A 26,412-nucleotide genomic window follows, 5' to 3' on the forward strand; every position below is an offset into this window, starting at 1 on the left:
GGCCTGATCAGCCCGCGCGAAAAGAGCGCCGATCATATCGGCGCTTGCATGAATAACTGGCAGTCCGCGCGCAGCCAGTGCACGTCGCCCACGCGGCGCAACAGGCCGACGCGGTCGAAGTGCTCCAGGATCTGGATCGCGCGCTTGCGGCCGAGGCCGGTGGCGTCGCGGAACGCAGCGGCCAGCACCGAGCCATCGCCCTGCCCCGCGACACCGCGCGCCAGCGCGGCCAGGCGCGCCATGGTGGCGGGTGGGTAGTAGAGGTCTTTGACGACCTGGTGCAGTTCACCGCGCTGCGCCAGGCGCGCCAGCGTCACGCGCACCATCGCCTCGGGCTCGCCCGCATCGCGCGCGAGATCGCGCACCCAGGCGCCGTCAAAGCCCGCCGTCTGCAGGGGCGCGGCCACCTTCTGCGCCAGCCGCTCTTCGGTGGCCGAGAGGTGCACGCCGTGTTCGGGCAGGTGCACGAAAGCCCCGCGCACGCTCACGCCCTGCGCGGCCTGCAGACGCGCCAGCAACGCGCGCCACAAAGCCTCGGGCAGGCGCGGCAGCGCCAGGCGGCGCAGGCGCGCGCTGTCGGGGCCCAGCTCTTCGCTGTGTGACGCGTGGTACGCGGCCAGCACCTCCCGCACGCGCTGCCCGGCCTGCCCGGTCTGCGCGTCGCCGAGCGCGAAGTCGCCCTGGGCATCGGTGTGGCGCAACATGCCGTCGGGCAGCGCCGGCAAAGGCGCGCCCTGCGCGGCGGCGAAGCGGCGCAGGTCCAGGCCTTGCGGCGCCACAGCCAGCAGAGCGAGCAGCCGGGCCTGCGCGGTGGCCAGGCCCAGCGCATCCAGCTCGGCCAGGCGCTGCGGCGTGCGGCGGTAGCGCACGGGTGCGCCAGGGTCGAGCACGCGCCCGCCGGCCAGCGTGCGCGAGGCCGAGGCGTCGCGCAGCACCACGCGGTCGCCGTGCCAGGCGCCCACGGGCTTGCGCAACACGAGCTGTACCCGCCCGCTCTGGCCGGGCTCCAGCACCGGCGGGTCGAGCACCGCCACCGTACCCAGCACCGAGGCCGACCCCAGGTGCACGTGCACCGGCGTGCCCGAGCGCAGCGGCTTGGTTTCGCTGTGCCACAGCGTGAGCGCCACGTCCACGCGCTCGGTCGCCAGCGCCACGGCCGGCGCCGCCAGCCACTGACCGCGTTCGATGGCGGCCTTGTCGATGCCCACCAGCGCGACCGCACAGCGCTCGCCCGCGTGGGCCTGCTGCACCGCGCGGTTCTGCGCGTGCAGGCTGCGCACGCGCGCCGTGGCGGCGCCGGGCACCAGCCGCAGCTCGTCGCCCACGCGCACGCTGCCCGCGTGCACCGTGCCCGTTACCACGGTGCCCACGCCATCGAGCGTGAACGCGCGGTCGATGGCCAGGCGAAAGGCCTCGTCGGCGTGTGGGTGCGCCCCGGTCTGCCGTGCGGCGTCAAAGAGGTGTTGTTTGAGGTCGGCCAGCCCTTCGCCGGTGTGCGCCGACACGGCCAGCACCGGCGCGCCGGCCAGCGGCGTGTCCGCCAGCAGCGCCGCGATGTCGGCGCCGACCGCCTGCACGCGGGCCGGATCGGCGCGGTCGCATTTGGTGATCACCACCAGGCCCCGGTTCAGCCCGAGCAGGGACAGCACCGCCAGGTGCTCCAGCGTCTGTGGCATCACGCCGTCGTCGGCGGCCACGAGCAGCAGCGCGAAGTCGATGCCGGTGGCGCCGGCCAGCATGGTGTGCACCAGGCGCTCGTGGCCGGGCACGTCGATGAAGCCGATGCGCGGGCCGGCGTCGGGCGGGTCCAGGAACGCGTAGCCCAGCTCAATGGACACACCACGCTGCTTCTCTTCGGGCAGGCGGTCGGTGTCCACGCCGGTGAGCGCGCGCACCAGCGTGGTCTTGCCGTGGTCGATGTGCCCGGCGGTGCCGACGATCACGCGAGCCGCTCCTGCAGCGCGGGCAACTGGTTCAGCAGCAGCGAAGCGTCTTCCAGGCAGCGCAGGTCGAGCAGCAGGCGGTCGTCGGCGATGCGGCCGATCACCGGCTGCGGCAACGAGCGCAGCGCCGTCGCGAGCGCATCGAGCGAACGGCCCGCGCCCTTCTTCTGCACCGGCGCGATGGCCAGGCCCGCCGAGGGCAGGCGCTCCACCGGCAGCGAGCCCGAGCCAATCTGGCCGAGCATGTCGAGCGCCGTCACCTCGAACCGTGGCGCCACCGCCGACCGCACGGCCGGCAACAGCGCCAGCGCCAGCGCGCGGATCGCCTCCACCGGGCGCGTGAGCAGGCGCAGCGTGGGCAGGTTCTGCGTGAGCCGCTCGGGCCGCAGGTAGAGCATCAGCGTGGCCTCCAGCGCGGCCAGCGGCAGCTTGCTCATGCGCAGCGCGCGCTTCATCGGGAACTTGCGGATGCGGCCGATGGCCGCCTGGCTGCCCACCAGCAGGCCGGCCTGCGGGCCTCCGAGCAGCTTGTCGCCGCTGAAGGTGACGACATCGCAACCGGCCGCGAGCTTTTCTTGCGGCAGCGGTTCGCGCGGCAGGCCCCAGGCCGCGAGATCCACCAGCGACCCCGAACCGAGGTCGGTCACCAGCGGCAGGCCCTTGGCGTGGGCGATGGGCGCGAGATCGACTTCGTCCACCGCCGCCGTGAAACCCTGCACCGCGTAGTTGCTGGTGTGCACCTTCATCAGCAGCGCGGTGCGCTCGGTGATGGCGCGTTCGTAGTCGGCCGGGTGGGTGCGGTTGGTGGTGCCCACCTCGACCAGCGTGGCGCCGGCCGAGGCCATCACGTCGGGCATGCGGAAGGCACCGCCGATTTCCACCAGCTCACCGCGCGAGACGATGACCTCTTTGCCCCGCGCCAGCGCCGCAATGCTCAGCAGCACCGCTGCGGCGTTGTTGTTCACCACGGTGGCGGCCTCGGCCCCGGTCAGTGTGCACAGCAGCTCTTCGACCACGGTGTCGCGGTCGCCACGGCCGCCGCTGGCGAGATCGAACTCCAGGTTGTTGGGGCTGGCCATCATGGCCAGCAGGTGCTGCAGCGCGCTGTCGGCCAGCAGAGAGCGGCCGAGGTTGGTGTGGATGACGGTGCCGGTGAGGTTGATCACCGTGCGCATGCGCGGCGCGAGGCGCTGGCCCACGCGCCGGGCCACGGCGGCGGCGAGCGCATCGGTTTCGATGTCGGCGAGCGTCAGCGCGCCGGCCAGGGCCTGCGTGCGCAGGCCTTCCAGCAGGGCACGCGCCTCAGTGGCCACGCGGGTATGGCCGTGCTCGGCCAGCAGCACGGCCACGGCGGGCAAGCGCAACAGGCGGTCAACGGCGGGCAGTTCCTTGGGGTGCACCGGGGGGCTGGCCTGGGAACCGTCAACGACGGATTCGGTGGGCCGCTCCATCAGCCGCCCCCTGGTTCGGGGGCGGTGTCCGGCGGTGGGCCGGGTTCGCCGAACAGCAGCATGAAGTTCACACCGTGGCGGGTCTTGCCGGTGTCGGACACCAGCAGGTCGAGCGTGAGGCTCGCCAGGTCGTCGGCCACCGGATCGACCGAGGCGTCGCGGTCGGTGTGCATGATCTTGAGGTAGTGGCCGCAGGCGTCGCAGGTCTCGGCCTGCACCGTGGCCAGCGCGGCGCGCGCGCCGCTGCCCGAGGCGGCTTCGTCGGCGGTGGTGGCCTCCCCACCGGCCGCGTCGAGCGCCTCGTAGGCCAGGCCCTTGGTGCTCAGGCAATGGGTGCACTTGATGCGCACCATGTGCCACTGCAGGTTGCACAGCGAACAGTGCAGGTAGCGCTGGCCCAGCGATTCGCCCGAGGTGCGGGTGATGCTGGCCGTGGGCTGGCTGCCGCAGCAGGGGCACACGGTCTCGTCGTCCAGGCGCCCGAAGGGCTGGCCCTGGCCGTGGTGGTGCTGTTGCACGGCCAGCAGCATGTGGGTCCAGTAGACCTGCAGCGCACCGGCCACGATGGGGGCAGCGGCCAGGTCCAGCCCGTCCGACACGCCGGTCAGCAAGGCGTCGGCCTGGCGCTCCAGAAACACCTCGTCGGCCCGGGCCAGATGGTTCAGCACGGCCTGTGCGCCGGCGGGTGCTGTCGCTTGCAAGCCGGTGGCCAGGGCCCGCGCCACGCCGTACCAGGCCGGGTCGCGCGGCCAGTCGGCGGCCGGCAGCGGCGGCACACCCTGGCGCGCCGCGAGGTCGATGGCTGATGCGTCGGGCAACGGCACGGGGCTCATGCGCTCCAGCTGGGCCTGCTGGCCCTGGGCGAGTTCGGCCATGAAGCCCAGGAAGTCGCCCATGGCGTGACCCCGGGAGAGCTGGCGCAGGCGCATCGCTCGCTCGGCGAACACGGTGGTGCGCTCGGGCATGTGCAGGAAAGGCGTTTCACCCGCCGCCTTGCTGGCGATCTCTTCGGGTGACATGACGCGCACCGTGGCGCTGGATACCATTCAACACTCCAAAAAAAAGACCTGGGCACCACCGGCCGCCCAGGAGGGTTGTCCCCAGGCTCAGCGGCCTTTGGTCATTTCTTCATGCCACAACGGGTGGTTGAGCTTGGCCCAGCTTTCGCTGACCGTGCCCCGCGTCATGGCCCGCACCGTGCCCTTGACCCAGATGGCCGCGTACACGTGCACGATGGTCGCGGCGATCAGCACCACGGCCGAGACCGAGTGCACCAGTACCGCGATGCGCAGCACCGGGATCGGGAAGAACGGCGCAAACCACGGACGCCAGAACATCAGCCCGGTCGCCAGCAGCAACACCAGGCTCAGCGCCATGGCCCAGAAGACCATCTTTTGCCCGTAGTTGTACTTGCCCACCGGAGGCATGCCCGCCTTGTCGCCCTTGAGCATGCGTCCGGCGTGTTTCTTCCACTCGCGGTCGGCGTCGTTGACGAGGTTGTCGCGCCAGAGTTTGAAGAACAGCCCGAGGAAGCTCAGTACCATGAGCACCCCCATGAAAGGGTGCAGGATGCGCGTCCACTGACCGCCACCAAACAGGTTGGTGAAGAAGAAAAATGCCGGGTGGAAGAAGGCCAGGCCCGAGAGCCCGGCGAGCACGAACATGAGCGCCATGAACCAGTGGTTCATGCGTTCACGGTCCTGGTAGCGCTGAAGCATTTTTTTGGCCATCACGCATCCTCCTTCTCATCGGACTTTTCTTCCACGGGGCCAACCTTCATGTAGTGGAAGAAGCCGGCGACCACGGCGCCGATCATTCCCGCCACCGCCAGCGGCTTGGCCACGCCCTTCCAGAGCGCCACCATCGGGCTGATGCTCGGGTCGCGCGGCAGGTCTTCCAGCTCGGGCCGGTCGGCGTGCTTGAGCACGTACATGACGTGCGTGCCGCCCACACCCTGCGGGTTGTAGAGCCCGGCGTTCTGGAAGCCCCGCTCCTTGAGTTCACCGGCGCGCTTCTCACCGTAGGCGACCATGTCGTCCTTGGTGCCGAAACCGATGGCGCCCGTCGGGCAGGTCTTCACACAGGCCGGCTCCAGGCCCACGCCCACGCGGTCCGAACACAAGGTGCACTTGTAGGCCTTGTTGTCCTTCTCGCTGATGCGCGGCACATCGAACGGGCAACCCTTGACGCAGTAGCCACAGCCGATGCAGTGCTCGGAATGGAAGTCCACGATGCCGTTGGCGTACTTGACGATGGCACCCGGCGAGGGACAGGCCTTGAGACAGCCCGGGTCCTCGCAGTGCATGCAGCCGTCCTTGCGGATCAGCCACTCCAGGCTGCCGTTTTCCGGCTCGACCTCGAAGAACTTCATCACCGTCCAGGAAGACGCCGTGAGGTCCCTCGGGTTGTCGTACACACCGGTGTTGTCACCGATGTCGTCGCGCAGGTCGTTCCAGTTCATGCAAGCCACCTGGCAGGCCTTGCAGCCGATGCACTTGGACTCGTCGATGAGCTTGGCGACCTGCGGCGCCGCGGTGCGCACCTGCGGCGTGGGGGTTGTGGTGGCGGAGCGCGCCACCACGTCGAGCGATTGCATGCCCATGATCAGCCCACCTTCTCAATGTTGACCAGGAACGCCTTGAACTCCGGTGTCTGCGAATTCGCATCGCCCACAAACGGTGTCAGTGCGTTGGCGAGGTAGCCGTTCTGGGCCACACCCTTGAAGCCCCAGTGGATGGGAATGCCCACGTGGTGGACCTTCTGGCCATTCACATCGAGCCCCTTGATGCGCTTGGTGACCACGCACTTGGCCACGACCTCGCCCCGGTTGCTGCGCACCTTGACCGTGTCGCCCTGTTGAATGCCCTTCTCCTTGGCCAGCTCTTCGCCGATTTCGACGAAGGGCGCGGGCTGGGTGATGGCGTTGCTGCGCGCGTGCTTGGTCCAGTAGTGGAAGTGCTCGGTCAGGCGGTAGGTGGTGGCCGCGTACGGAAACTCCTCCTTCTTGCCGAAAGCCTCCATGTCGCCCTTGTAGACCCGCGCCGCCGGGTTGCTCACGGCCTTGGGGTTGGTGGGACACATCAGGTTCACGCCCACCGGCGTCTCGAAGGGTTCGTAGTGCTCGGGGAAGGGGCCTTCGCTCATGCCCACCGCGTGCAGGCGCGCCACACCCTCGGGGTTCATGATGAAAGCGCCCACACCCTGCTCCGGCGCGGCGTCGGGCCGCATGTCGGGCACGTCCGCCCCTCCGGCCCACGAGGTCCCGTTCCAGGCCAGGTACTTGCGGCTCGGGTCCCAGGGCTTGCCGCTCGCATCGGCACTGGCGCGGTTGTAGAGGATGCGCCGGTTGGCCGGCCAGGCATAACCCCAGTTGGCGAACACGCCCAGGCCGGTCGGGTCGCTGTTGTCGCGGCGCGCGGTGAGGTTGCCCGCCTGGCTCCAGCAGCCGGCGTAGATCCAGTTGCCACAGCTGGTGGTCCCGTCGTCGCGCAGCACCGCAAAGCCCGGCACCTGCTCGCCGGCCTTGACCAGCACCGTCGGCGGGGCCGTCGGGTTCTTCGGGTCGGGTGGCGACATCAGGTCGGCCAGCGCCTTGCCGCTGATTTCACGCAGCACCTCGGCGGGCGACGGCGCGTTGGCGTTGAGGTACGGCCAGGCCAGCCCCGCCACCGGCTCGGGCAGCGTGCCACCGTCCTTGGCGTACATGGCGCGCAGTTTCATGAACAGGCGCGACATGATCTCCGAGTCGGTCTTGGCCTCGCCCGGCGGGTCCACCGCCTTCTCCTTCCAGGCGATCACCCGGCTGGAGTTGGTGAAGCTGCCGGTCTCTTCGGCGAAACAGCTGGTGGGGAAGCGGAACACCTCGGTCTGGATCTCTTCGGGCTTCACGTCGTTGAGCGGCCCGTAGTTTTTCCAGAACTCGCCGGTTTCCGTTTCCAGCGGGTCCATCACCACCAGGTACTTCAGCTTGGACAGCGCGGCCGAGAGCTTCTTCTTGTTCGGCACCGCCGCCAGGGGGTTGAAGCCCTGACAGATGAAGCCGTTCATCTTGCCCTGGTGCATGCGCTCGAAGATCGCGAGGATGTCGTAGCCCGTGTCGCGCTTCGGAACCCAGTCGTAGGCGAAGTCGTTCTCTGCCGTGGCCGCGTTGCCGTAGTAGGCCTTCATCAGGCTGGTGTTCCACTTGGCGAAGTTCTGCGTGAACGCCATCTGGTTCGGGCGCATCGGCTTGCCGGTGCGCGCGGCCAGGTAGGTCGCGCGGTCCACGTCGGCCTCGGTCGGCGCGCTCTGGTAGCCCGACAACACCTCGGAGTAGGCGCACATGTCGGTGATGCCTTGCACGTTGGCATGGCCCCGCAGCGCGTTGATGCCGCCACCCGGCCGGCCCATGTTGCCCAGCAGCAGCTGGATCAGGGCCATGGTGCGGATGTTCTGCGAACCCACCGTGTGCTGGGTCCAGCCCAGGGCGTAGCAGATCGTCATCACCTTGTCGGTCGCCGCCGTCGTCGCCAGCATCTCGGCCACCCGGATGAACTGGTCCTTGGGTGTGCCGGTGATCTGGCTGACCAGCTCGGGGGTGTAGCGCGCGTAGTGGGCTTTCATCTGCTGGAACACGCACAGCGGATCCTGCAACGTGTCGTCCACCTTGACGAAGCCGTCCTCGCCCATCTGGTAGCCCCAACTGGCCTTGTTGTACGAACGCTTGGCCTCGTCGTAGCCGCTGAAGAAACCGTTGTCAAACTTGAAATCGGGCTTGGTCAGGAACGTGGCGTCCGTGTTGAGCTTGACGTAGTCGAGGTGGATCTTGTTGTTGGACAACAGGTGGTTGATGACGCCGCCGAGGAAGGCGATGTCGGTGCCCACGCGGATGGGGGCGTAGTAATCCGCCACCGCAGCCGTTCGTGTGAAACGCGGGTCCACGACGATGAGCTTGGCCTTGCGTTGCTGCATGGCTTCGACCACCCACTTGAATCCGCACGGATGTGCTTCGGCGGCATTGCCACCCATGACGAGAACGAGATCGGCATTCTTGATATCGGTCCAAGAATTCGTCATCGATCCGCGACCGAAAGTCGGGCCCAGACTGGACACCGTCGGCGCATGTCAGATACGTGCTTGTGTGTCGAGTGCGACGATCCCCAAGCCCCGGGCGATCTTCACGCTCAGGTAACCCGATTCATTGGAAGAAGCCGACGAGATCAGGAAACCGGTGGTGTTCCAGCGGTTGACCGTGATCTGCTTGCCTTCTTTCTCGACCGTCTTCACCAGGTTGGCGTCGCGGTCGGCCTTCATGTGCGTGGCCACACGGTTCAGTGCGTCTTCCCACGACAGGCGCTTCCACTCGCTACTGCCGGCCTCGCGCACCTGCGGGTATTTGACGCGGTCGGGCGACTGGATCATGTCCATGACGCCGGCGCCCTTGGGGCACAAGGTGCCGCGGTTGACCGGGTTGTCCGGGTCGCCCTCGACGTGGATGATCGTGGCCTTGACGTTCTTGGCCTTGTCACCCAGGGTGTACATCACGATGCCGCAACTGACCGAGCAGTACGGGCAGGTGCTGCGGGTCTCGGTGGTTCGGGCCAGTTTGAAGCTGCGCGTTTCGGCCAGCGCAGCCGTGGGCGAAAAGCCCAACGCGACGAGGCTGGAACCAACCAACCCCGCTCCACTGACCCGGAAGAAGTGCCTCCGGCTCATGTCCATGGTTTTTCTCTCCTGAGGGCCTTCCAGCCCCTTCATCGTGGGCGCCTGCTACACGGCAGAGCTGGTGAGAGTTTCCACGAGGAACGCGACAACACGGTGAGCGCAATTACCTATGAACCGGGGTGCAAAAGATCGGCAACACCACCGCCTCGAACGGCCACCGACAAACTGTCGCTGGCGCCGACAGTTTGAACGGCCAGCGATCACCGGGCCCTGCTGTGGGCTCCGGTTTCGAACGCCTGTTTTCATGGCCTGATCTTTGCTTTTGTGCTGGCCAAGCGCCGCATTCACCGCACCACCAGACCCGCCAGGACCCGTCGTCCCCGCTGAAAACCAGGGTTTCCATGCCCGAATTGGGGTCATTCGCCCACCCGGGCAAACAAGGACTGTCGCCCATGCGACAGGTCAAAAACTCAAAAAGCCTCTTTCTCCGCTTCCAGATACGCCAGGCTGGTGTACTTGCCGATGTTGCTGTCGAAGCCGTCCATGGTTTTGGCGCGGCTGGCGACGCGGGGGTCTTTGAGCACCCGGTCTTTCGCGCCGTCCAGCGCAATGCCCTCTTTCACCGCCTGCACGCAGGGCTCCCAGATGCCTTTCATGAAGCTGCCGTAGGTGTCGAGCAGGTCCTTGCTGCCACGCCCGTGGCCGGGCACCCAGAGCTGCTCGCCGGCGGCCTTCTTGATCGCGTCGTAGTACCTGAAGGTGCCGGGGTAGGAGCCGTCGTCGATGTTGGCGATGCGGTTGGCCATCGCGATGTCGCCCACGTAGGTGAGCCGGTCCTGCACGATCTCGCAGCACAGGTCGGACGGGGTGTGGGCGCGGCCGTAATGGTGCAGCTTGATCTGCACATCGCCGTAGTCGAACACCTGGCCATGTTCGACCACCTGGTTGGGCGCCACCACCTTCGTGCCCAGGGTGGCCTGGTTGGTCCAGCGCTCCATCAGGCTGCGCCAGAGGTTGCCCTCGTGGCCGGCGATCTGGTCGCGGGTATGGGCCAGCGCATGGATCGGCAGGTCTTGGCCAAAGGCCTCGGCAAAGGCGTGGTTGCCCAGCCAGTGGTCGCCATGGTAGTGGCTGTTGAAGACCGCGATCACCGGCAGCGGCGTCACAGTCTTGATCATGCGGATCGCCATCTGGCCGATCTGCAGCGAGGCGCCGGTGTCGAGCACCACCACCCCTTTGCGCGTGACCACGAAGATGACGCTGGCCATCAGGCCCTGGTTCGCCTGGTTCGGAAAACCGTCCTTGGCGTACACCATCCACACATGGGGCGAAAGCTGCTCGGGCGCCACGTCGGGCACCGGCGGGCCTTCGATGAATTCCTGCAGTTGCTGGGCGAACAGCCGCGCTTCGGGCACCAGCGCCAGCCCGGCCGCCCCCAGCCCCAGCCCCAGGCCGGTGGCCATGCGCAGCCACTGGCGGCGGTTTCGCGGTGTCGCGGAAAAATCGGGGTTCATGGGGGCGTCTCCTGCGGGGTGTCATTCGAAAAATAAGCAATTGCTTATTTTTGAATCATAGAACCCGCGGCAGCCACCCGCAAGGGGGTGTGGCCCCTGCGCCCGTCAGGCGGCTTTGTGTTCGGGCAGGCGGCGGGCGATTTCCGCCACCAACTGGCGCGCCAGCACCAGTTTGTCGGCACGCGGCAGCTCGGTCACGCCGTGTTCGTCGACCAGCAGCAGGGCGTTGTCGTCCTGGCCAAAGGTGTCGGGGCCGATGTTGCCCACCAGCAGCGGCACGCCCTTGCGCACCCGCTTGCTCTGCGCCTGGGCCAGCAGATCCTGGCTTTCCGCCGCAAAGCCCACGCAGTACAGCGTGCCGTTCTGGGCGCGGGCACTGGCCGCGATGCCGGCCAGGATGTCGGGGTTTTCCACGAACGACAACGTGGGCACCTCGCCCGAGCCGTCCTTCTTGATCTTCTGTTCGGCCGCCTGCACCGGCCGCCAGTCCGCCACCGCGGCGGCCGAGACGAACACGCTGGCGCTCTGGCTCAGCACGTTGAGCGTCTTCTGCATGTTCAGCGCCGACTTCACGTTGATGCGCCCCACGCCGCGCGGCGTGGGCAGGCCCACCGGCCCGGCCACCAGCGTCACCTGGGCGCCCGCCTCGTGGGCGGCGCGCGCGATGGCGAAACCCATCTTGCCGCTGGAGAGGTTGGTCAGGCCACGCACCGGGTCGATGGCCTCGAACGTGGGCCCGGCGCTCACCAGCACCTGCTGGCCCGCCAGGGGCTTGGGGGAAAAAAACCGCACCAGCTCGTACAACAACTCGTCGGGCTCCAGCATGCGACCGTCGCCGGTCTCGCCGCAGGCCTGGTCGCCCACGCCCACGTCGAGCACGGTCGTGCCGTCGGCGCGCAACTGGGTCACGTTGCGCTGCGTGGCGGGGTGGGACCACATTTCGCGGTTCATGGCGGGCGCCAGGATCAGCGGCACCTGGTCGCGCGGACGGGCCAGACACATCAGGCTGAGCAGTTCGTCGGCGCGGCCGTGCAGCAGCTTGGCCATGAAATCGGCACTGGCCGGCGCCACCAGGATCGCGTCGGCTTCGCGGCTGAGGTTGATGTGCGGCATGTTGTTGTCCGCACCGCCCGAGGCGCGCGCATCCCACTGCGAGCTGAACACCGGCCGGCCCGACAGCGCCTGCATCGTCACCGGGGTGATGAACTGCGCGGCCGCCTCGGTCATCACGACCTGTACCGTGGCCCCCTCCTTGATGAGCGAGCGACAGAGCTCGGCCGCCTTGTAGCAGGCAATGCCGCCCGAGAGGCCGAGGACGATGTGTTTTCCGGCTAGGTCGTTCATGCGCGCAATGTAGCAGTTCAACCGCGGCGACGGCGTGAGGGGCGCGGCCCATGAGCGGCCCGCATGGTCAATGGCGCGCGCGGGGGGCTCCCAGCGGACATAATGCCGCCACAGCCCACTTCCCGCAGCCTCAAACACCCATGAACATCCCATTCAAACCACGCACCCTGGCCAAGGGCGTCATCGTGGGCGCCTTGCTGGGCGCGCTGGTCGCCTGTGGCGGCGGATCGGACACCCTCGACAACGACACCGTGCCCACCGGCGGCGCCTTGAACAACCTCTGGTTCGCCGACAGCGATGGCTTCTTCCCGCTCGACAAGCTCAAACCCAACGGCTCCTTCTACCAGGGCACCGAAGCCGATTTCGGCCTGAAGAATCCGGCCTACAACCCCAGCACCAAGACCCATTCGCTCTGGGCCATCGACACCTCGGCCAGCGTGCCCGCGGGCACGAGCCTGAACTATGCGATGAAGATCGACGCCATCAGTGCTTCGGCCGAAGCGGTGGCCGAGATGGCCAAGAACCTGCAACTGGACACCACCACGGGTCTGATCACCCAGACCTGCAAGGGCTATCCCGAGTGTTACGACAACACCGGGGCGACCGACGAGGACTTCCTGATCACGGTCACGGCCCAGGTGGTGGGCGGCAGCGGCAAGCTCGAGCGCAACTTCCTGCTGCGCGTGCGCGGCAACAACTGAACCCGCCCGCGACCGGTTCCAGGGCGTCGGGTCCGGACCGACCCGGTGCCAGGGGGTGGCCTTTATAATCCCCATTTCCACCTCCTGCGAGCGAACGGCTCGCCCGAGACATGACCAAATTTGTGTTCGTCACCGGCGGTGTGGTGTCCTCCTTAGGCAAGGGCATTGCTTCTGCGTCACTGGCTGCGATTCTTGAATCGCGCGGCCTCAAAGTCACCCTCATCAAGCTCGACCCGTACATCAACGTGGATCCGGGCACCATGTCGCCCTTCCAGCACGGCGAGGTCTTCGTCACCGACGACGGCGCCGAAACCGATCTGGACCTGGGTCACTACGAGCGTTTCATCGAAACGCGCATGAAGAAGACCAACAACTTCACCACCGGCAAGATCTACCAGTCGGTGCTGGAAAAAGAACGCCGCGGGGACTACCTCGGCAAGACCGTGCAGGTGATCCCGCACGTGACCAACGAAATCCAGGAATTCATCAAGCGCGGCGCCGGCCTTGTCGCCCCGCAGGGCGTTGATCCGAAATCGTTCACGCCCGACCCCGTGGACGTGGCCATCGTGGAAATCGGCGGCACGGTGGGCGACATCGAATCCCTGCCCTTCCTCGAAGCGGTGCGCCAGATGAGCCTGCGCATGGGCCCGAACAACTCGGCCTTCGTGCACCTGACCTACCTGCCCTGGATCGCCGCGGCCGGCGAGCTGAAAACCAAGCCCACACAGCACACGGTGCAGAAGCTGCGCGAGATCGGCATCCAGGCCGACGCCCTGCTCTGCCGCGCCGACCGCCGCATCCCCGAAGAAGAGCGCGCCAAGATTTCGCTGTTCACCAACGTGCCCGAATGGGGTGTGATCTCCATGTGGGACGTGGACACCATCTACAAGGTGCCGCGCATGCTGCACGAGCAGGGCCTGGACGGCCTGATCTGCGACAAGCTGCGCCTGAACACGCCACCCACCAGCCTCAAGCGCTGGGACGAACTGGTGCACGAAACCGAGCACCCGCAGGGTGAAGTCAAGATCGCCATGGTCGGCAAGTACGTCGACCTGTCGGACAGCTACAAGTCGGTCAACGAGGCCCTGCGCCACGCCGGCATGCGCAACCACGTGCGCGTGAAGATCGACCACGTGGATTCCGAGACCATGGAAGGCGCCGATGCCGCGGACAAGCTCGCGCAGTACGACGCGATTCTCGTGCCCGGCGGCTTTGGCCTGCGTGGTGTGGAGGGCAAGATCAACACCGCCCGCTTTGCCCGCGAGCACAAGGTGCCCTACCTGGGCATCTGCCTGGGCATGCAGGTCGCGACCATCGAATACGCGCGCCACGTGGCCGGCCTCGAAGGCGCCAACAGCACCGAGTTCGACCCGGCCACCCCGCACCCGGTGATCGCGCTGATCACCGAATGGAAAGACGCCGACGGCAGCATCCAGACGCGCAGCGCCAGCTCCGACCTGGGCGGCACCATGCGCCTGGGCGCGCAGAGCTCCGACGTGCAGGCCGGCACCCTCGCCCACAGCATCTATGGCGACGTGGTGACCGAGCGCCACCGCCACCGCTACGAAGCGAACGTCAACTACCTCGACCAGCTGCGCCAGGCCGGTCTGGTGATCTCGGCGCTGACCCAGCGCGAGCAGTTGACCGAAATCGTCGAGCTGCCCAAGGCCGTGCACCCCTGGTTCATCGGTGTGCAGTTCCACCCCGAGTTCAAGTCCACGCCCTGGGCCGGCCACCCGCTGTTCAACGCCTTCATCAAGGCGGCCGTGGAACAGCACGGTCGCCAGAAGCTCAAGGCCGTGGCCTGATCGGACGCTCCATGAAACTCTGCGGATTCGATGCCGGTCTGGACCAGCGCTTCTTTCTGATCGCCGGTACCTGCTCGATCGAGGGCTTGCAGATGTCCCTCGACGTGGCCGGCCAGCTCAAGGAGGCCTGCACCGCGCTCGGCATTCCCCTGATCTACAAGGGCTCGTTCGACAAGGCCAACCGGTCCTCCGGCACCACCCAGCGCGGGCTGGGCCTGGACGCGGGCCTGAAGATCCTGGACGAGGTGCGCCGCCAGCTCGGCCTGCCCGTGCTCACCGACGTGCACGAAGCGTCCCAGGTGGCCGAGGTCGCCAGCGTGGTGGACGTGCTGCAGACCCCCGCCTTCCTGTGCCGCCAGACCGATTTCATCCGCGCCGTGGCCCAGTCCGGCAAGCCGGTGAACATCAAGAAGGGCCAGTTCCTCGCGCCCTGGGACATGAAGAACGTGATCGACAAGGCACGCGCTGCCGCCAAGGAAGTGGGGCTGTCCGAAGACCGCTTTCTGGCCTGCGAACGCGGCGTGAGCTTTGGCTACAACAACCTCGTGGCCGACATGACCAGCCTGGCCGAGATGCGCAAGTCCGGCGCGCCGGTGGTGTTTGATGTGACCCACTCGGTGCAGAAGCCGGGCGGCCTGGGTGGCGCCAGCGGCGGTGCCCGCGAGATGGTGCCGGTGCTGGCGCGAGCGGGTGTGGCGGCGGGTGTCGCCGGCCTGTTCATGGAAACCCACCCCAAGCCCGCCGAAGCCTGGTCGGACGGCCCGAACGCCGTGCCGCTGAAACACATGAAGGCGTTGCTGGAGACGCTGGTGGCGCTCGATACCGTCACCAAAAAGACGCCTTTCCTGGAAGACCATTTCAACTGAGCTGCTTCGCGCTTCAACGGAAGCCCCTGCAACCGCGAGACCCCATGACCGCCGCCTACATCATCGTCAACATGCAGATCTCCAACATGGAGCAGTACCAGCAGTACATGGCGGCGGCGCCCGCCGCGGTGGCGGCTGCCGGTGGTGAATACCTGGTCCGGGGCGGCCGCTTCGAAGTTCTTGAAGGCGATTGGCAGCCGGCGCGCATCGCCATGCTGCGCTTTCCCAGCTACGAGCAGGCCAAAGCCTTCTACGACAGCGAGATGTACCGGCAAGCGCGCGCCAAGCGGGCCGGTGCCACCGAATTTTTCAACCTCGTCCTGGTGGAGGGCGTGAGCGCCCCCGTCATCTGAATATCCACATCGAAAGGAAACCATGAGCGCAATCGTTGACATCGTCGGCCGCGAAATTCTCGACAGCCGCGGCAACCCCACCGTCGAATGCGACGTGCTGCTGGAAAGCGGCGTGATGGGCCGCGCGGCCGTGCCCTCGGGCGCCTCCACGGGCAGCCGCGAAGCCATCGAGCTGCGCGACGGCGACAAGAGCCGTTACCTCGGCAAGGGCGTGCTCAAGGCCGTCGAACACATCAACACCGAGATCAGCGAAGCCGTGCTGGGCCTGGACGCCTCCGAGCAGGCCTTTCTGGACAAGACCCTGATCGACCTGGACGGCACCGAGAACAAGAGCCGCCTGGGCGCCAACGCCATGCTCGCCGTGTCCATGGCCGTGGCGCGTGCCGCCGCCGAAGAAGCCGGCCTGCCGCTCTACCGCTACTTCGGTGGCATGAGCGCGGTGCAGATGCCGGTGCCGATGATGAACGTGGTCAATGGTGGCGCGCACGCCAACAACAATCTGGACCTGCAGGAGCTGATGATCATCCCCGTGGGCGCGCCGAGCTTTCGCGAAGCCCTGCGCTGGGGTGCCGAGGTGTTCCACGCGCTCAAGAAGATCATCCACGACAAGGGCATGAGCATCGCCGTGGGCGACGAAGGCGGCTTCGCGCCCAACGTGGCCAACCACGAAGCGGCGATCCAGATGATTCTGGAAGCCATCGGCAACGCGGGCTACACCGCTGGCGAGCAGATCGCCCTGGGCCTGGACTGCGCCGCCAGCGAGTTCTACAAGGACGGCAAGTACCACCTGGGCGCCGAAGGCTTGGTGCTGTCCGCCGAGGAGTGGACCAACATGCTGGCCACCTGGGTGGACAAGTACCCCATCATCAGCATCGAAGACGCCATGGCCGAAGGCGACTGGGACGGCTGGAAGCACCTGACCGAGCGCCTGGGCAAACAAGTCCAGCTGGTGGGCGACGACCTGTACGTCACCAACACCAAGATCCTGAAGGAAGGCATCGACAAGGGCATCGCCAACTCGATCCTGATCAAGATCAACCAGATCGGGACCCTGACCGAAACCTTCGCCGCCATCGAGATGGCCAAGCGCGCAGGCTACACCGCCGTCATCAGCCACCGCTCGGGCGAGACCGAAGACAGCACCATCGCCGACATCGCCGTGGGCACCAACGCCGGCCAGATCAAGACCGGTTCGCTGTCTCGCTCGGACCGCATGGCCAAGTACAACCAGCTGCTGCGCATCGAGGAAGACCTGGGCGAAGTGGCCGTGTACCCGGGCCGCGCGGCTTTTTACAACTTGAAGTGAAGCCTCTGGCGCCTGCCGCCCTGGGCGCTCACTAAACTCGCGCCATGGCCAACCGCTTCATCCCTGCCCTGCTGATCGGACTGCTGCTGGTGCTGCACGCCCAGCTGTGGTTCGGGCGGGGCAGCGTGCCGAAGGTGGCGAGCATGAAGCTGCAGCTGACCGAGCAGGAATACCGCAACCACGAGGCCCAGCAGCGCAACGACCGGCTGGCCAGCGAGGTGAGCGATTTGCAGGAAGGTCTGGACATGGTCGAGGAACTCGCCCGGCAGGACCTGGGCATGGTCAAGCCCAACGAGATCTTCGTCCAGATCGCGCAGAGCAAGCGCTGAGCGCGTGCCAGCCGGCCTGCCCAGCATTTGACCGTCTCCCCCCGCCTTGCGCTGACACCGCCCGTGGCCCTCACGATCACGCTGCTGGGCGGCGAATCCTCCGGCAAGACCGCCCTGGCGCGGGCGCTGCACCAACACCTCAACCAACAGCTCCAGATCCGCACGGCGCTGGTGCCCGAGCAGCTGCGGCTCTGGTGCGAGGGCATGGGCCGCGCACCCCGCGCCGAAGAGCAGGCCGCGCGCGCCGCCGAGCAGAGCCGCTGCATCGAAGAGGCCGCGCGCCAGGGCGGCGTGGAACTGGTGATCGCCGACACCTCGGCGCTCGTGATCGCCGCCTACAGCGAACTCTATTTCCAGGACACCTCGCTGTACCCCGAGGCCCGGGCCGCGCAACAGCGCTACGACCTCACGCTGCTGATGGGGCTGGACCTGCCCTGGGTGCCCGACGGCCTGTTCCGCGACAGCCCGGCCGTGCGCGAAGCCACCGACACGCTGCTGCGCCGCGAGCTGCGCACCGCCAGCGTGGCATTCCAGACGGTGTATGGCCAGGGCGAGGCGCGCCTGCGGCAGGCGCTGCAGGCGATCGCAACCCGCCTGGGCCGCCCCCTGGTGGCCGACGACCCGGTGCTGCGCCAGGGCCGGGGGCGCTGGGTCTGCGACAGTTGCAGCGACCCGGACTGTGAACACCGATTGTTCAGCCAGCTTCTGACCCCCGACCACTCCAAGGACCCGCCACCATGATCCCGGCACAACCCCTGCCCGACTTCCGCTCACCCGATTTCCTGCGCGCCCACATCCGCGACAGCATGGCCTTCTACCACCCACGGGCCATCGACCCCAGCGGCGGTCTGTTCCATTTCTTCCGCGACGACGGTGAGGTCTACGACCGCCACAACCGCCACCTGGTCAGCAGCACCCGCTTCGTCTACACCTACGCCATGGCCGTGCGCTCGGGCGCCGATGCCTCGCACCGCCAGGCACTGTCCCACGCCTTCGACTTCCTGCGCCGCGTGCACCGCGACCCGGCCACCGGTGGCTACACCTGGCTGCTGGACTGGCGCGACGGGAAAAGGACCGTGCTCGACGGCACCCAGCACGCCTACGGTCTGGCCTTCGTCCTGCTGGCGCACGCCCACGCCTTCATGGCCGGGCTGCCCGAGGCACACGCCGGCATCGCCGAGACCTTCGAGCTGCTGGAGCGGCGCTTCTGGGAGCCCAACCACGGTCTCTACGCCGACGAGATCGGCCCCGACGGGGTGCTCAGCGGCTACCGCGGCCAGAACGCCAATATGCACCTGTGCGAGGCGCTGCTCGCCGCCTTCGACGCCACCGGCGAGACCCGCTACCTGGTCCGCGCCGAGCGGCTGGCCGACCACATCTGCATCCGCCAGGCGGCGTTGGCCGATGGCCTGGTGTGGGAGCACTACCGTGCCGACTGGTCGGTCGACTGGGACTACAACAAGGACGACAAGAGCAACATCTTCCGCCCCTGGGGCTTCCAGCCCGGCCACCTGACCGAATGGGCCAAGCTGTTGCTGCTGCTCGATCAGCGCCGCCCACGCGCCGACCACCTGCCGCGCGCCCGGTTGTTTTTCGACACCGCGATGGCGAAGTCGTGGGACGCGCAACACGGAGGCCTGTTCTACGGCTTTGCGCCCGACGGCAGCGTGTGCGACAGCGACAAGTATTTCTGGGTCCAGGCCGAGTCGCTGGCCACGGCGGCGCGCCTGGCCCAGGCCACCGGCGAGGCGCGCTACTGGGCCGACTACGACCGCCTATGGGCCTACGCCTGGCAGCATTTCGTGGACCACCAACACGGCGCCTGGTGGCGCATCCTGCGCGCCGACAACACCAAGATCAGCGACGAAAAGAGCCCCGCTGGCAAGGTGGACTACCACACCATGGGGGCTTGTTACGACGTGCTGGACACGCTGGGCCAGGGCGCGCGGCGGATGCTCGTGCCGGCCTGACCCTGCCCGCCGCTCACTGGAGATTGGGCGTGGCGGGCGGCTGCGTGTGCGGCTGCAGAAAGACCTGCGCAGCGTCCACCGGATCGAACCGGTACTGCGCGCCGCAGAAGTCGCAGCCCACCTCCACCTGGCCCTGCTCGGCGATGATGGATTCGATCTCGTCGCGCCCCAGGCTGCGCAGCATGTTGCCCACGCGCTCGCGCGAGCAGGTGCAGGCAAAGCGCGGCCCTTCGTCGCCCACCAGCGGGTCGAAGCGGCGCACGTCCTCTTCCCAGAACAGGCGCCGCAGGATGGTTTCGGCGTCCAGCTCCAGCAGTTCCTCGCGCTTGAGGCTGGCCGCCAGGATGGCGATGCGGTTGTAGTCCTCGTTCAAGCCGATCTGGTCTTCGTCCTTGGCCACCGCGCCCGCACCGGCCAGGTTGGCCTCGCCCTGCAGCGGCAGGCGCTGGATCAGGAGGCCCGCGGCCACCTTGTCGTTGGCGGCGAGCACCAGGCGCGTGTCGAGCTGCTCACTTTGCAGCATGTAGTGCTCGATCACTTCGCTGAGCTTCTCCAGCTTTTCGCGCCGGTCGCCAAACAGCGGCACCACGCCCTGGTAGGGCTGCTGGCCGGGCAGGCGGTCTTTCGGGTCCAGCGTGATCGCGCAGCGGCCCGCGTTGTTCACGTTGACCATGTGCGACAGCGGCGCATCGGCCGCCACCTCGCCCACCACGGTGGCGGTGGCGCGCAGGCTCAGGTCGGGCTGCACCTCGGTCACGGCGAGTTTCACCGGGCCGTCGCCCATGATCTGCATGATCAGCGCGCCGTTGAACTTGATGTTGGCCTGCATCAGCGTGGCCGCCGCCGTCATCTCGCCCAGCAGTTCCTGCACCGCCGCCGGATAGCCGCCGGCTTGCTCCCGCCGGTGCAGGATGTCGGTCCAGGCGTCGGTCAGGCGCACCAGCATGCCGCGCACCGGCAGGCCTTCAAACATGAATTTGTGGAGTTCGGACAAGGGGTTCTTTCGGTTCGGTCAACGCTGGCAGATCGGGATCAGGCGACTTTTTTCAAGCCGTTCCGGAAGCGCTGCGCGTTCGCCACGTAATGTTTCGCGCTCTGGCGCAGGCCTTCGATCTGCTCGGGCGTGAGCTGGCGCACCGCCTTGGCCGGGCTGCCGATGATCATGGAGCCGTCGGGAAACTCCTTGCCCTCGGTCACCAGCGCGCCCGCGCCCACCAGGCAGTTCTTGCCGATCTTCGCGCCGTTGAGCACGATGGCGCCAATGCCGATCAGCGACTCGTCGCCGATGGTGCAGCCGTGCAGCATGACCTGGTGGCCCACGGTCACGTGTTCGCCAACGGTCAGCGGCAGGCCCATGTCGGCGTGCAGCACGCTGCCGTCCTGGATGTTGCTGCCGCGCCCGATGCGGATCGTGTCGGTGTCGCCGCGCACAGTCACGCCGAACCACACGCTGCAGTCTTCGCCGAGCTCCACATCGCCCATGACCTGGGCGTTGTCGGCCACCCAGGCCGACGCGGCCAGGCGCGGCGCGGCACCATCGAGTTCGTAGATCGCCATCGGGGAAGTCTCCTGGGGTTCGGGGTCGGTGGCCGGCGGCTGGCGCCGACGCGAAACCTAGAATTGTAGGGATGCAAGCCCGCGCCGACCGTCCCACGCCACCCATGCCCCGCCCCAGCCTTCGGGCTCAGGCGCTGCAGGCGCTGGGCATCACCGACCCGGCCACCAAGGCGCAGGCGGCGCACCGCCTGCTGGACGCCCTGCGCGAGATGCCGCCCGGGGACGAAGGCTTGCACTGGCTGGAGCCGGCCGCCGAGCTGAGCGCGGCCCCCGACATCCCCCTGCCCGGCCGCCCGGCGCGGCCCCCGCTCATCGCCCCCGCCGACGTGCCGCAGCGCTCACCCTTCACCCCGGAGGGCATGGCCGCGCTGCTGCACGCCATCGCGCACATCGAGTTCAACGCCATCAATCTCGCGCTCGACGCGGTCTGGCGTTTTGCCGGCATGCCGATGGACTTCTACCGCGACTGGCTGCGGGTGGCGGCCGAAGAAGCCACCCACTTCGGCCTGCTGCGCAGCCACCTGCAAAGCCTGGGCCACGACTACGGCGACTTTCCCGCGCACGACGGCCTGTGGGAGATGTGCGTGAAGACGCAGCACGACATCACCGCGCGCATGGCGCTGGTGCCGCGCACGCTCGAAGCGCGCGGGCTCGACGCCACGCCGCTGATCCAGGCCCGGCTGCGCAAGGTCAACACCCCGGCCGCGCTGTGCACCATCGAGATCCTGGACGTGATTCTGCGCGACGAGATCGGCCACGTGGCCATCGGCAACCGCTGGTACGGCTGGTTGTGCGCGCAGCAGGGGCTGGACCCGCTGGCCCACTACCGGGTGCTCGCGCGCCGGCACGAAGCCCCGCGCCTGCGGCCCCCGTTCAACGACGCGGCCCGCCTCGCGGCGGGGTTCAGCCAGCAGGAGCTGGACTATCTGCTGGGCGCCTGACCCCGCCCGCGGTGCGCCAAAACCGCAATGGATCACATACATCTGGTGACAAACCGCTTAGTATTTGCCAATGCCTCACAAGCAAATACGACTCGACGAGTACCTGGGCCAGGCGTTTGACCGCATCCCGGTGGCGATGGTGGTGGTCAACCAGCAGGGTCTGATCACGCGCCTGAACCGCCTGGCCGAAACCACCTTTGGCTACGCGAGCGAGGAGCTGCTGGGCCAGGCGGTGGAGATCCTGGTGCCGGTGCGCTACCGCCATGCCCACCCGGGCTACCGCCAAGGTTTCGTGGCCGAGACGGTGGCGCGGCCCATGGGCGCCGGGCGCGACCTCGCGGGCCTGCGCAAGGACGGTAGCGAATTCCCGGTCGAGATCGGCATCAACCCGGTCGAGACCGGCGAGGGGCCGATGGTGCTGTCTGTGATCCTGGACCTGAGCGAGCGCAAGGAGAGCGAGAAACTCGTGCACGCCGCATTGCAGGAAAAAGAGCTGCTGCTCGAAGAGGTGCATCACCGCGTGAAGAACAACCTGCAGGTGATCCACAGCCTGCTCGACCTGCAGGCGCTGAAGATCGACGACCCCCAGGTGGTGGGCATGCTGCGCGACAGCCAGAACCGGATCCGCTCCATGTCGATGATCCACCAGACGCTGTACCAGTCGCACGACTTTGCGCAGGTCGATTTCCAGCAGTTCCTGGGCGAGCTGCTGCCCACGATGATGGAGTCCTACGGCACCTCGCCGGGCCAGGTCGACGTCCAGATCGACGCCAACCACGTCAAGCTGCCGATCAACGAAGCCATCCCCTGTGGCCTGATCGTCAACGAACTGGTCAGCAACGCCCTGAAACACGGCTTCCCGGACCGTCGCCGCGGCACCGTGCAGGTGGGGCTGCTCCAGGATGCAGAGGGCAACGTCGAGCTGTCCATCGGCGACGACGGCGTCGGCTTCGCATCCGAGCAAAGCCTCGAACGCCCGGGCTCTCTGGGCCTGCAGCTGGTGAATTTGCTGACCCGGCAGTTGCACGGCACCCTGCAGGTGCAACGCGAAGCCCCCACCCGTTTCACCCTGCGATTTCCACTGGCGCGAAAACCATGAACAAAGCAGCACGCATCCTCGTGGTCGAAGACGAAAGCATCGTCGCCTTCAACCTGCAGCAACGCCTGGAGCAGATGGGCTACGACGTGCCCGCCGTGGCGGTCTCGGGCCCCGAGAGCATGGAAATGGTGTCTCGGCTGATGCCCGACCTGGTGTTGATGGACATCCACATCCAGGGCGACATGGACGGCATCGAAGTGGCGGCCCGGCTGCAGGAAACGCATGCGATCCCCGTCATCTACCTGACCGCGTATTCGGAAGACTCGACCCTGGAGCGCGCGCGCAAGACCCGGCCGTACGGCTACCTGCTCAAACCATTTTCCGAGCGCGAGCTGCACGCCACCATCCAGATGGCTTTTGAACGCCACAAACTGGAAACCGAGCTCACGCACAACCAGCGGTTGCTGCAGCATGCCCTGGACGCCGCCAGCATGGGCGTGATCGAGCTCGACACCACCACCTGCACCATCACCGCCTCGGCCCGCACGGCCGACCTGCTGGGCTGGCCCGGGCAACAGACCCTGTCGGTCCAGGAACTGCTGTCGCGGGTGGACGCGAGCGACCGCGCCGCCATCGAAGCCCGGTTGACCGAAAACCTGAACGACCTGAAACAGTTCAGCGAAGAGTTCCGCGTGCTCACCCAGGGCAACGGGGCGCGCTGGCTCCGGGTCGAAGCCGCGCGCTGGCCCAGCCAGCGCTTCACCGGCGTGGTGCAGGACGTTTCGGACCGCAAACACAGCGAAATCCGGCTCAAGATGCTCAACGACGGTCTGGAAAAACTGGTCACCGAACGCACCGCCGAACTGAACCTGAGCATCAAGGAGCTGGAGGCCTTCAGCTACTCGGTGGCGCACGATCTGCGCGCGCCCATCCGGGCCATCGTGGGCTTCAGCAAGGAACTGATGCTGCAGCACCCCGCGGATCTGGGCGAGGACACCCTGGCGCTGGTCGAGCGCATCTCGGCCGCGGGCCAGCGCATGGGTGCGCTGATCGACGCCCTGCTGAACATGTCCCGCCTGACCCAGGCGCCCCTGCAGTTGGGCGTGGTCCCCATCAGCGAGATCGCCAGCGACATCGCCGACCAGCTCATGCGCGCGGAGCCCGACCGGGTGGCCCAGGTCCGCGTGGCCCCGGGCCTCACGGCCATGGCCGACCTCGCACTGGTGCGCAGCGTGGTCGACAACCTGCTGCGCAACGCCTGGAAATTCACCGCCCGGTGCGAAGTCACCCGGATCGACGTCGGCTCGGAAACCCGGAACGGCGAAACGGTCTTTTTCGTGCGGGACAACGGCTGCGGCTTCGACATGGTCCACGCCACCCGCCTGTTCGGCCCGTTCCAGCGCCTGCACCGGGAGCAGGAATACGCCGGCACCGGCATCGGCCTGACCATCGTGCAGCGCATCGTGATGCGCCACGGCGGCCGGGTCTGGGCGGTGGCCGCGCCCAACCAGGGCGCCACCTTCTACTTCACGCTCACGGCCTGAATCCGCTGGCGGCAACCCCGGTCGCCCGCTGAAACCGGGCGCGTGCCGATAATCGGGGATGACCCATTCCGCCCCGACCCCTTCCGCCGCCTCGCCCACCGGCGATTTCAGCACGCTGCCCCTCTCGCCCGCCACGCTGGCCAACCTGCAGCAGCTCGGCTACCTGGCCATGACGCCCATCCAGGCCGCCAGCCTGCCGCCCGCCCTGCTGGGCAAGGACATCATTGCCCAGGCCAAGACCGGCAGCGGCAAGACCGCCGCCTTTGCCCTCACCCTGCTGGCCAACCTGAACCCGCGCCGCTTCGCGGTGCAGACGCTGGTGCTCTGCCCCACGCGCGAGCTGGCCGATCAGGTGACCACCGAAATCCGCCGACTGGCGCGCGCCGAGGACAACATCAAGGTCGTCACGCTGTGTGGCGGCGTACCGCTGCGCGGCCAGCTCGCCACGCTGGAACACGGCGCCCACATCGTGGTCGGCACACCCGGCCGCCTCATGGACCACCTGGAGCGCCAGAGCCTGCAGCTCGATGCGCTCAACACCCTGGTGCTCGACGAAGCCGATCGCATGCTCGACATGGGCTTCTTCGACGACATCGTGAAGGTGGCGCGCCAGTGCCCGAAGGAGCGCCAGACCCTGCTGTTCTCGGCCACCTACCCCGAAGGCATTGCCAAGCTCGCCGCGCAGTTCATGCGCGAGCCGGTCACGGTGAAAGTCGAGGCGCAGCACGCCGGTGGCCAGATCGAACAGCGCTGGTACCAGGTGAAAGACAGCGAGCGCCTGCACGCGGTGAGCCAGCTTCTGCTGCACTTCCGCCCGGCCAGCACGCTGGCGTTCTGCAACACCAAGGCCCAGTGCCGCGACCTCGTGGGCGTGCTGCAGGCGCAGGGCTTCAGCGCACTGGCGCTGTTCGGTGAACTGGAGCAGCGCGAGCGCGACCAGGTGCTGGTGCGCTTCGCCAACAAGAGCTGCTCGGTGCTGGTGGCCACCGACGTGGCCGCGCGCGGGCTCGACATCGCCAGCCTGGCCGCCGTGATCAACGTGGACGTGACGCCCGACCCCGAGGTGCACATCCACCGCATCGGCCGCACCGGACGCGCCGGCGAAAGCGGCCTGGCGCTGAACCTGGCCAGCATGGACGAGATGGGTTATGTGGGCCGCATTGAGCAGCTGCAGGGCCGCGAATCCGAGTGGCACGAAATCGCCGAGCTCACCCCCACCGGCCAAGGCCCCCTGGTGCCACCCATGGTGACGCTGCACATCCAGGGCGGGCGCAAGGAAAAGATCCGCCCCGGCGACGTGCTGGGCGCACTCACCGCCGACCTCGGCTACACCCGCGAACAGGTCGGCAAGATCAACGTCAACGAATGGTCCACCTACGTCGCGGTGGACCGAGACATCGCCCAGCAGGCCGCCAGCCGGCTGAACGACGGCCGCATCAAAGGCAAGAGCGTGAAGGTGCGGGTGCTGGAGGACTGAAAAGCGGAGCGCCCGAAGCCGCGCTCAGGTTTCTTCCCGGACCTCGATGCACAGCTGCTGAACGCTGGCGCCGTGCACCCCGGCCACGGCGCGCACACGCAGTGCCCGGCCCGCCTCCAGCGGGATGCGGCGGTGGTAGTCCAGGCCGTCGGTGAAGCCGGGGCTGGCGCTGGGGATGCGGCGCGACCACTGGCGTTTGCCGTCGATCTCCACCGTGAGTTCGTGCCAGGGCCCGTCAAAGCCGGCGGGCACGCGCACGATCAGGGTGACGTCCACGTCGAACACGCGGCGCCGGTCCAGCGCGTCGGGAACGTCGATCACCGCGACCGAGCCGCTGCCCACGTCGCAACGCCAGTGTTCGGGTGCCGTATTGTTCGATGAAAAGCGTTGTTTCATGGGCCGATTCTGGCAAAACCTGGGCAGGCCCTGACCGCGCAGGGGCACAAGTGCGCTACCGCACAGACCGGCACCCGCCGCGCTTTCGATACTTGCCCCGGTACGCCAACAGGGCCGGGAGGGCGGCCTGCCCCACAGGGCCGGCAGCGGCCTGTCCGGGCGGCTTGGGCGCGCCTGTCCAGCATCACCCGGCCATCGGTGGGCAACAACACAACGATGACACACAAAAA

At 67.6% G+C, this 26,412-nt stretch carries 23 protein-coding genes; 12 read left to right on the top strand and 11 right to left on the bottom strand.

What is annotated here, in order from left to right:
* Nucleotides 1–32: 32 nt before the first annotated feature.
* The 8 genes from selB to coaBC all read right to left on the bottom strand — a co-directional run bounded on the left by selB (nucleotide 33) and on the right by coaBC (nucleotide 11,895).
* Nucleotides 33–1,943 (bottom strand): selenocysteine-specific translation elongation factor, encoded by a 1,911-nt coding sequence (selB, locus tag KIH07_RS20865; RefSeq protein ID WP_226493789.1) that lies wholly within the window; start codon nucleotides 1,941–1,943, stop codon nucleotides 33–35.
* Nucleotides 1,940–3,394: an L-seryl-tRNA(Sec) selenium transferase gene (gene selA, locus KIH07_RS20870; protein ID WP_226493790.1), complete on the bottom strand. Its 1,455-nt coding sequence runs from the start codon at nucleotides 3,392–3,394 to the stop codon at nucleotides 1,940–1,942. The genes selB and selA overlap by 4 nt, the downstream gene beginning before the upstream one ends.
* A complete protein-coding gene (gene fdhE, locus KIH07_RS20875; protein WP_226493791.1) occupies nucleotides 3,394–4,440 on the bottom strand; it encodes a formate dehydrogenase accessory protein FdhE in 1,047 nt (348 codons plus the stop codon). The genes selA and fdhE overlap by 1 nt, the downstream gene beginning before the upstream one ends.
* 60 nt (nucleotides 4,441–4,500) lie before the next feature.
* Nucleotides 4,501–5,124 carry a formate dehydrogenase subunit gamma gene (locus KIH07_RS20880; RefSeq protein ID WP_226493792.1) on the bottom strand — a complete coding sequence of 208 codons (624 nt, stop codon included), beginning with the start codon at nucleotides 5,122–5,124 and terminating at the stop codon, nucleotides 4,501–4,503.
* Entirely contained in the window at nucleotides 5,124–5,996 is an 873-nt protein-coding gene (gene fdxH, locus KIH07_RS20885; protein WP_226493793.1) for a formate dehydrogenase subunit beta, read from the bottom strand. The genes KIH07_RS20880 and fdxH overlap by 1 nt, the downstream gene beginning before the upstream one ends.
* Nucleotides 5,997–5,998: 2 nt before the next feature.
* A complete protein-coding gene (fdnG, locus tag KIH07_RS20890) occupies nucleotides 5,999–9,094 on the bottom strand; it encodes a formate dehydrogenase-N subunit alpha (protein WP_226493794.1) in 3,096 nt (1,031 codons plus the stop codon).
* 413 nt (nucleotides 9,095–9,507) lie between these two features.
* Nucleotides 9,508–10,551 carry an MBL fold metallo-hydrolase gene (locus KIH07_RS20895; RefSeq protein ID WP_226493795.1) on the bottom strand — a complete coding sequence of 348 codons (1,044 nt, stop codon included), beginning with the start codon at nucleotides 10,549–10,551 and terminating at the stop codon, nucleotides 9,508–9,510.
* 105 nt (nucleotides 10,552–10,656) lie between these two features.
* A complete protein-coding gene (coaBC, locus tag KIH07_RS20900) occupies nucleotides 10,657–11,895 on the bottom strand; it encodes a bifunctional phosphopantothenoylcysteine decarboxylase/phosphopantothenate--cysteine ligase CoaBC (RefSeq protein WP_226493796.1) in 1,239 nt (412 codons plus the stop codon).
* Nucleotides 11,896–12,035: 140 nt separating this feature from the next.
* Between coaBC and KIH07_RS20905 the strand changes: the two genes are divergently transcribed.
* The 8 genes from KIH07_RS20905 (at nucleotide 12,036) to KIH07_RS20940 (ending at nucleotide 19,228) form a co-directional block, all read left to right on the top strand.
* Complete coding sequence (locus tag KIH07_RS20905) at nucleotides 12,036–12,596, top strand: hypothetical protein (RefSeq protein ID WP_226493797.1); 561 nt, start codon at nucleotides 12,036–12,038, stop codon at nucleotides 12,594–12,596.
* Nucleotides 12,597–12,706: 110 nt separating this feature from the next.
* A complete protein-coding gene (locus KIH07_RS20910) occupies nucleotides 12,707–14,404 on the top strand; it encodes a CTP synthase (protein ID WP_226493798.1) in 1,698 nt (565 codons plus the stop codon).
* A gap of 11 nt (nucleotides 14,405–14,415) precedes the next feature.
* The gene (gene kdsA, locus KIH07_RS20915) at nucleotides 14,416–15,270 is read left to right on the top strand and encodes a 3-deoxy-8-phosphooctulonate synthase (protein WP_226493799.1); all 855 of its coding nucleotides are present in this window, start codon (nucleotides 14,416–14,418) and stop codon (nucleotides 15,268–15,270) included.
* Nucleotides 15,271–15,314: 44 nt separating this feature from the next.
* The gene (locus KIH07_RS20920) at nucleotides 15,315–15,623 is read left to right on the top strand and encodes a DUF1330 domain-containing protein (protein ID WP_226493800.1); all 309 of its coding nucleotides are present in this window, start codon (nucleotides 15,315–15,317) and stop codon (nucleotides 15,621–15,623) included.
* Between the two features lie 22 nt (nucleotides 15,624–15,645).
* Entirely contained in the window at nucleotides 15,646–16,929 is a 1,284-nt protein-coding gene (gene eno / locus KIH07_RS20925; protein WP_226493801.1) for a phosphopyruvate hydratase, read from the top strand.
* A 44-nt stretch (nucleotides 16,930–16,973) separates the two neighbouring features.
* A complete protein-coding gene (locus tag KIH07_RS20930; protein ID WP_226493802.1) occupies nucleotides 16,974–17,258 on the top strand; it encodes an FtsB family cell division protein in 285 nt (94 codons plus the stop codon).
* 63 nt (nucleotides 17,259–17,321) lie between these two features.
* Entirely contained in the window at nucleotides 17,322–17,999 is a 678-nt protein-coding gene (locus KIH07_RS20935) for an AAA family ATPase (protein ID WP_226493803.1), read from the top strand.
* Nucleotides 17,996–19,228, top strand: a complete 1,233-nt coding sequence (locus tag KIH07_RS20940) for an AGE family epimerase/isomerase (RefSeq protein ID WP_226493804.1) — start codon at nucleotides 17,996–17,998, stop codon at nucleotides 19,226–19,228. Before KIH07_RS20935 ends, KIH07_RS20940 begins: the two co-directional genes overlap by 4 nt.
* Nucleotides 19,229–19,241: 13 nt before the next feature.
* Here the strand turns inward: KIH07_RS20940 and KIH07_RS20945 are convergent, their stop codons facing one another.
* Entirely contained in the window at nucleotides 19,242–20,222 is a 981-nt protein-coding gene (locus KIH07_RS20945; RefSeq protein ID WP_226493805.1) for an Hsp33 family molecular chaperone HslO, read from the bottom strand.
* Nucleotides 20,223–20,260: 38 nt separating this feature from the next.
* A complete protein-coding gene (locus KIH07_RS20950) occupies nucleotides 20,261–20,785 on the bottom strand; it encodes a gamma carbonic anhydrase family protein (protein ID WP_226493806.1) in 525 nt (174 codons plus the stop codon).
* Nucleotides 20,786–20,856: 71 nt separating this feature from the next.
* On the opposite strand from KIH07_RS20950, the gene KIH07_RS20955 reads away from it, so the two are divergent.
* The 4 genes from KIH07_RS20955 (at nucleotide 20,857) to dbpA (ending at nucleotide 25,786) form a co-directional block, all read left to right on the top strand.
* Entirely contained in the window at nucleotides 20,857–21,726 is an 870-nt protein-coding gene (locus KIH07_RS20955) for a ferritin-like domain-containing protein (protein ID WP_226493807.1), read from the top strand.
* Nucleotides 21,727–21,796: 70 nt separating this feature from the next.
* A complete protein-coding gene (locus tag KIH07_RS20960; RefSeq protein ID WP_226493808.1) occupies nucleotides 21,797–22,825 on the top strand; it encodes a sensor histidine kinase in 1,029 nt (342 codons plus the stop codon).
* Nucleotides 22,822–24,309 carry a sensor histidine kinase gene (locus KIH07_RS20965; protein ID WP_226493809.1) on the top strand — a complete coding sequence of 496 codons (1,488 nt, stop codon included), beginning with the start codon at nucleotides 22,822–22,824 and terminating at the stop codon, nucleotides 24,307–24,309. Before KIH07_RS20960 ends, KIH07_RS20965 begins: the two co-directional genes overlap by 4 nt.
* Nucleotides 24,310–24,367: 58 nt before the next feature.
* A complete protein-coding gene (gene dbpA / locus KIH07_RS20970; RefSeq protein WP_226493810.1) occupies nucleotides 24,368–25,786 on the top strand; it encodes an ATP-dependent RNA helicase DbpA in 1,419 nt (472 codons plus the stop codon).
* 24 nt (nucleotides 25,787–25,810) lie between these two features.
* On the opposite strand, the gene KIH07_RS20975 is transcribed toward dbpA, so the two are convergent.
* Nucleotides 25,811–26,182 carry a hypothetical protein gene (locus KIH07_RS20975; RefSeq protein ID WP_226493811.1) on the bottom strand — a complete coding sequence of 124 codons (372 nt, stop codon included), beginning with the start codon at nucleotides 26,180–26,182 and terminating at the stop codon, nucleotides 25,811–25,813.
* Between the last annotated feature and the right edge of the window lie 230 nt (nucleotides 26,183–26,412).

It is taken from the genome of Hydrogenophaga taeniospiralis (genome assembly GCF_020510445.1).
GTDB lineage: Bacteria > Pseudomonadota > Gammaproteobacteria > Burkholderiales > Burkholderiaceae_C > Hydrogenophaga.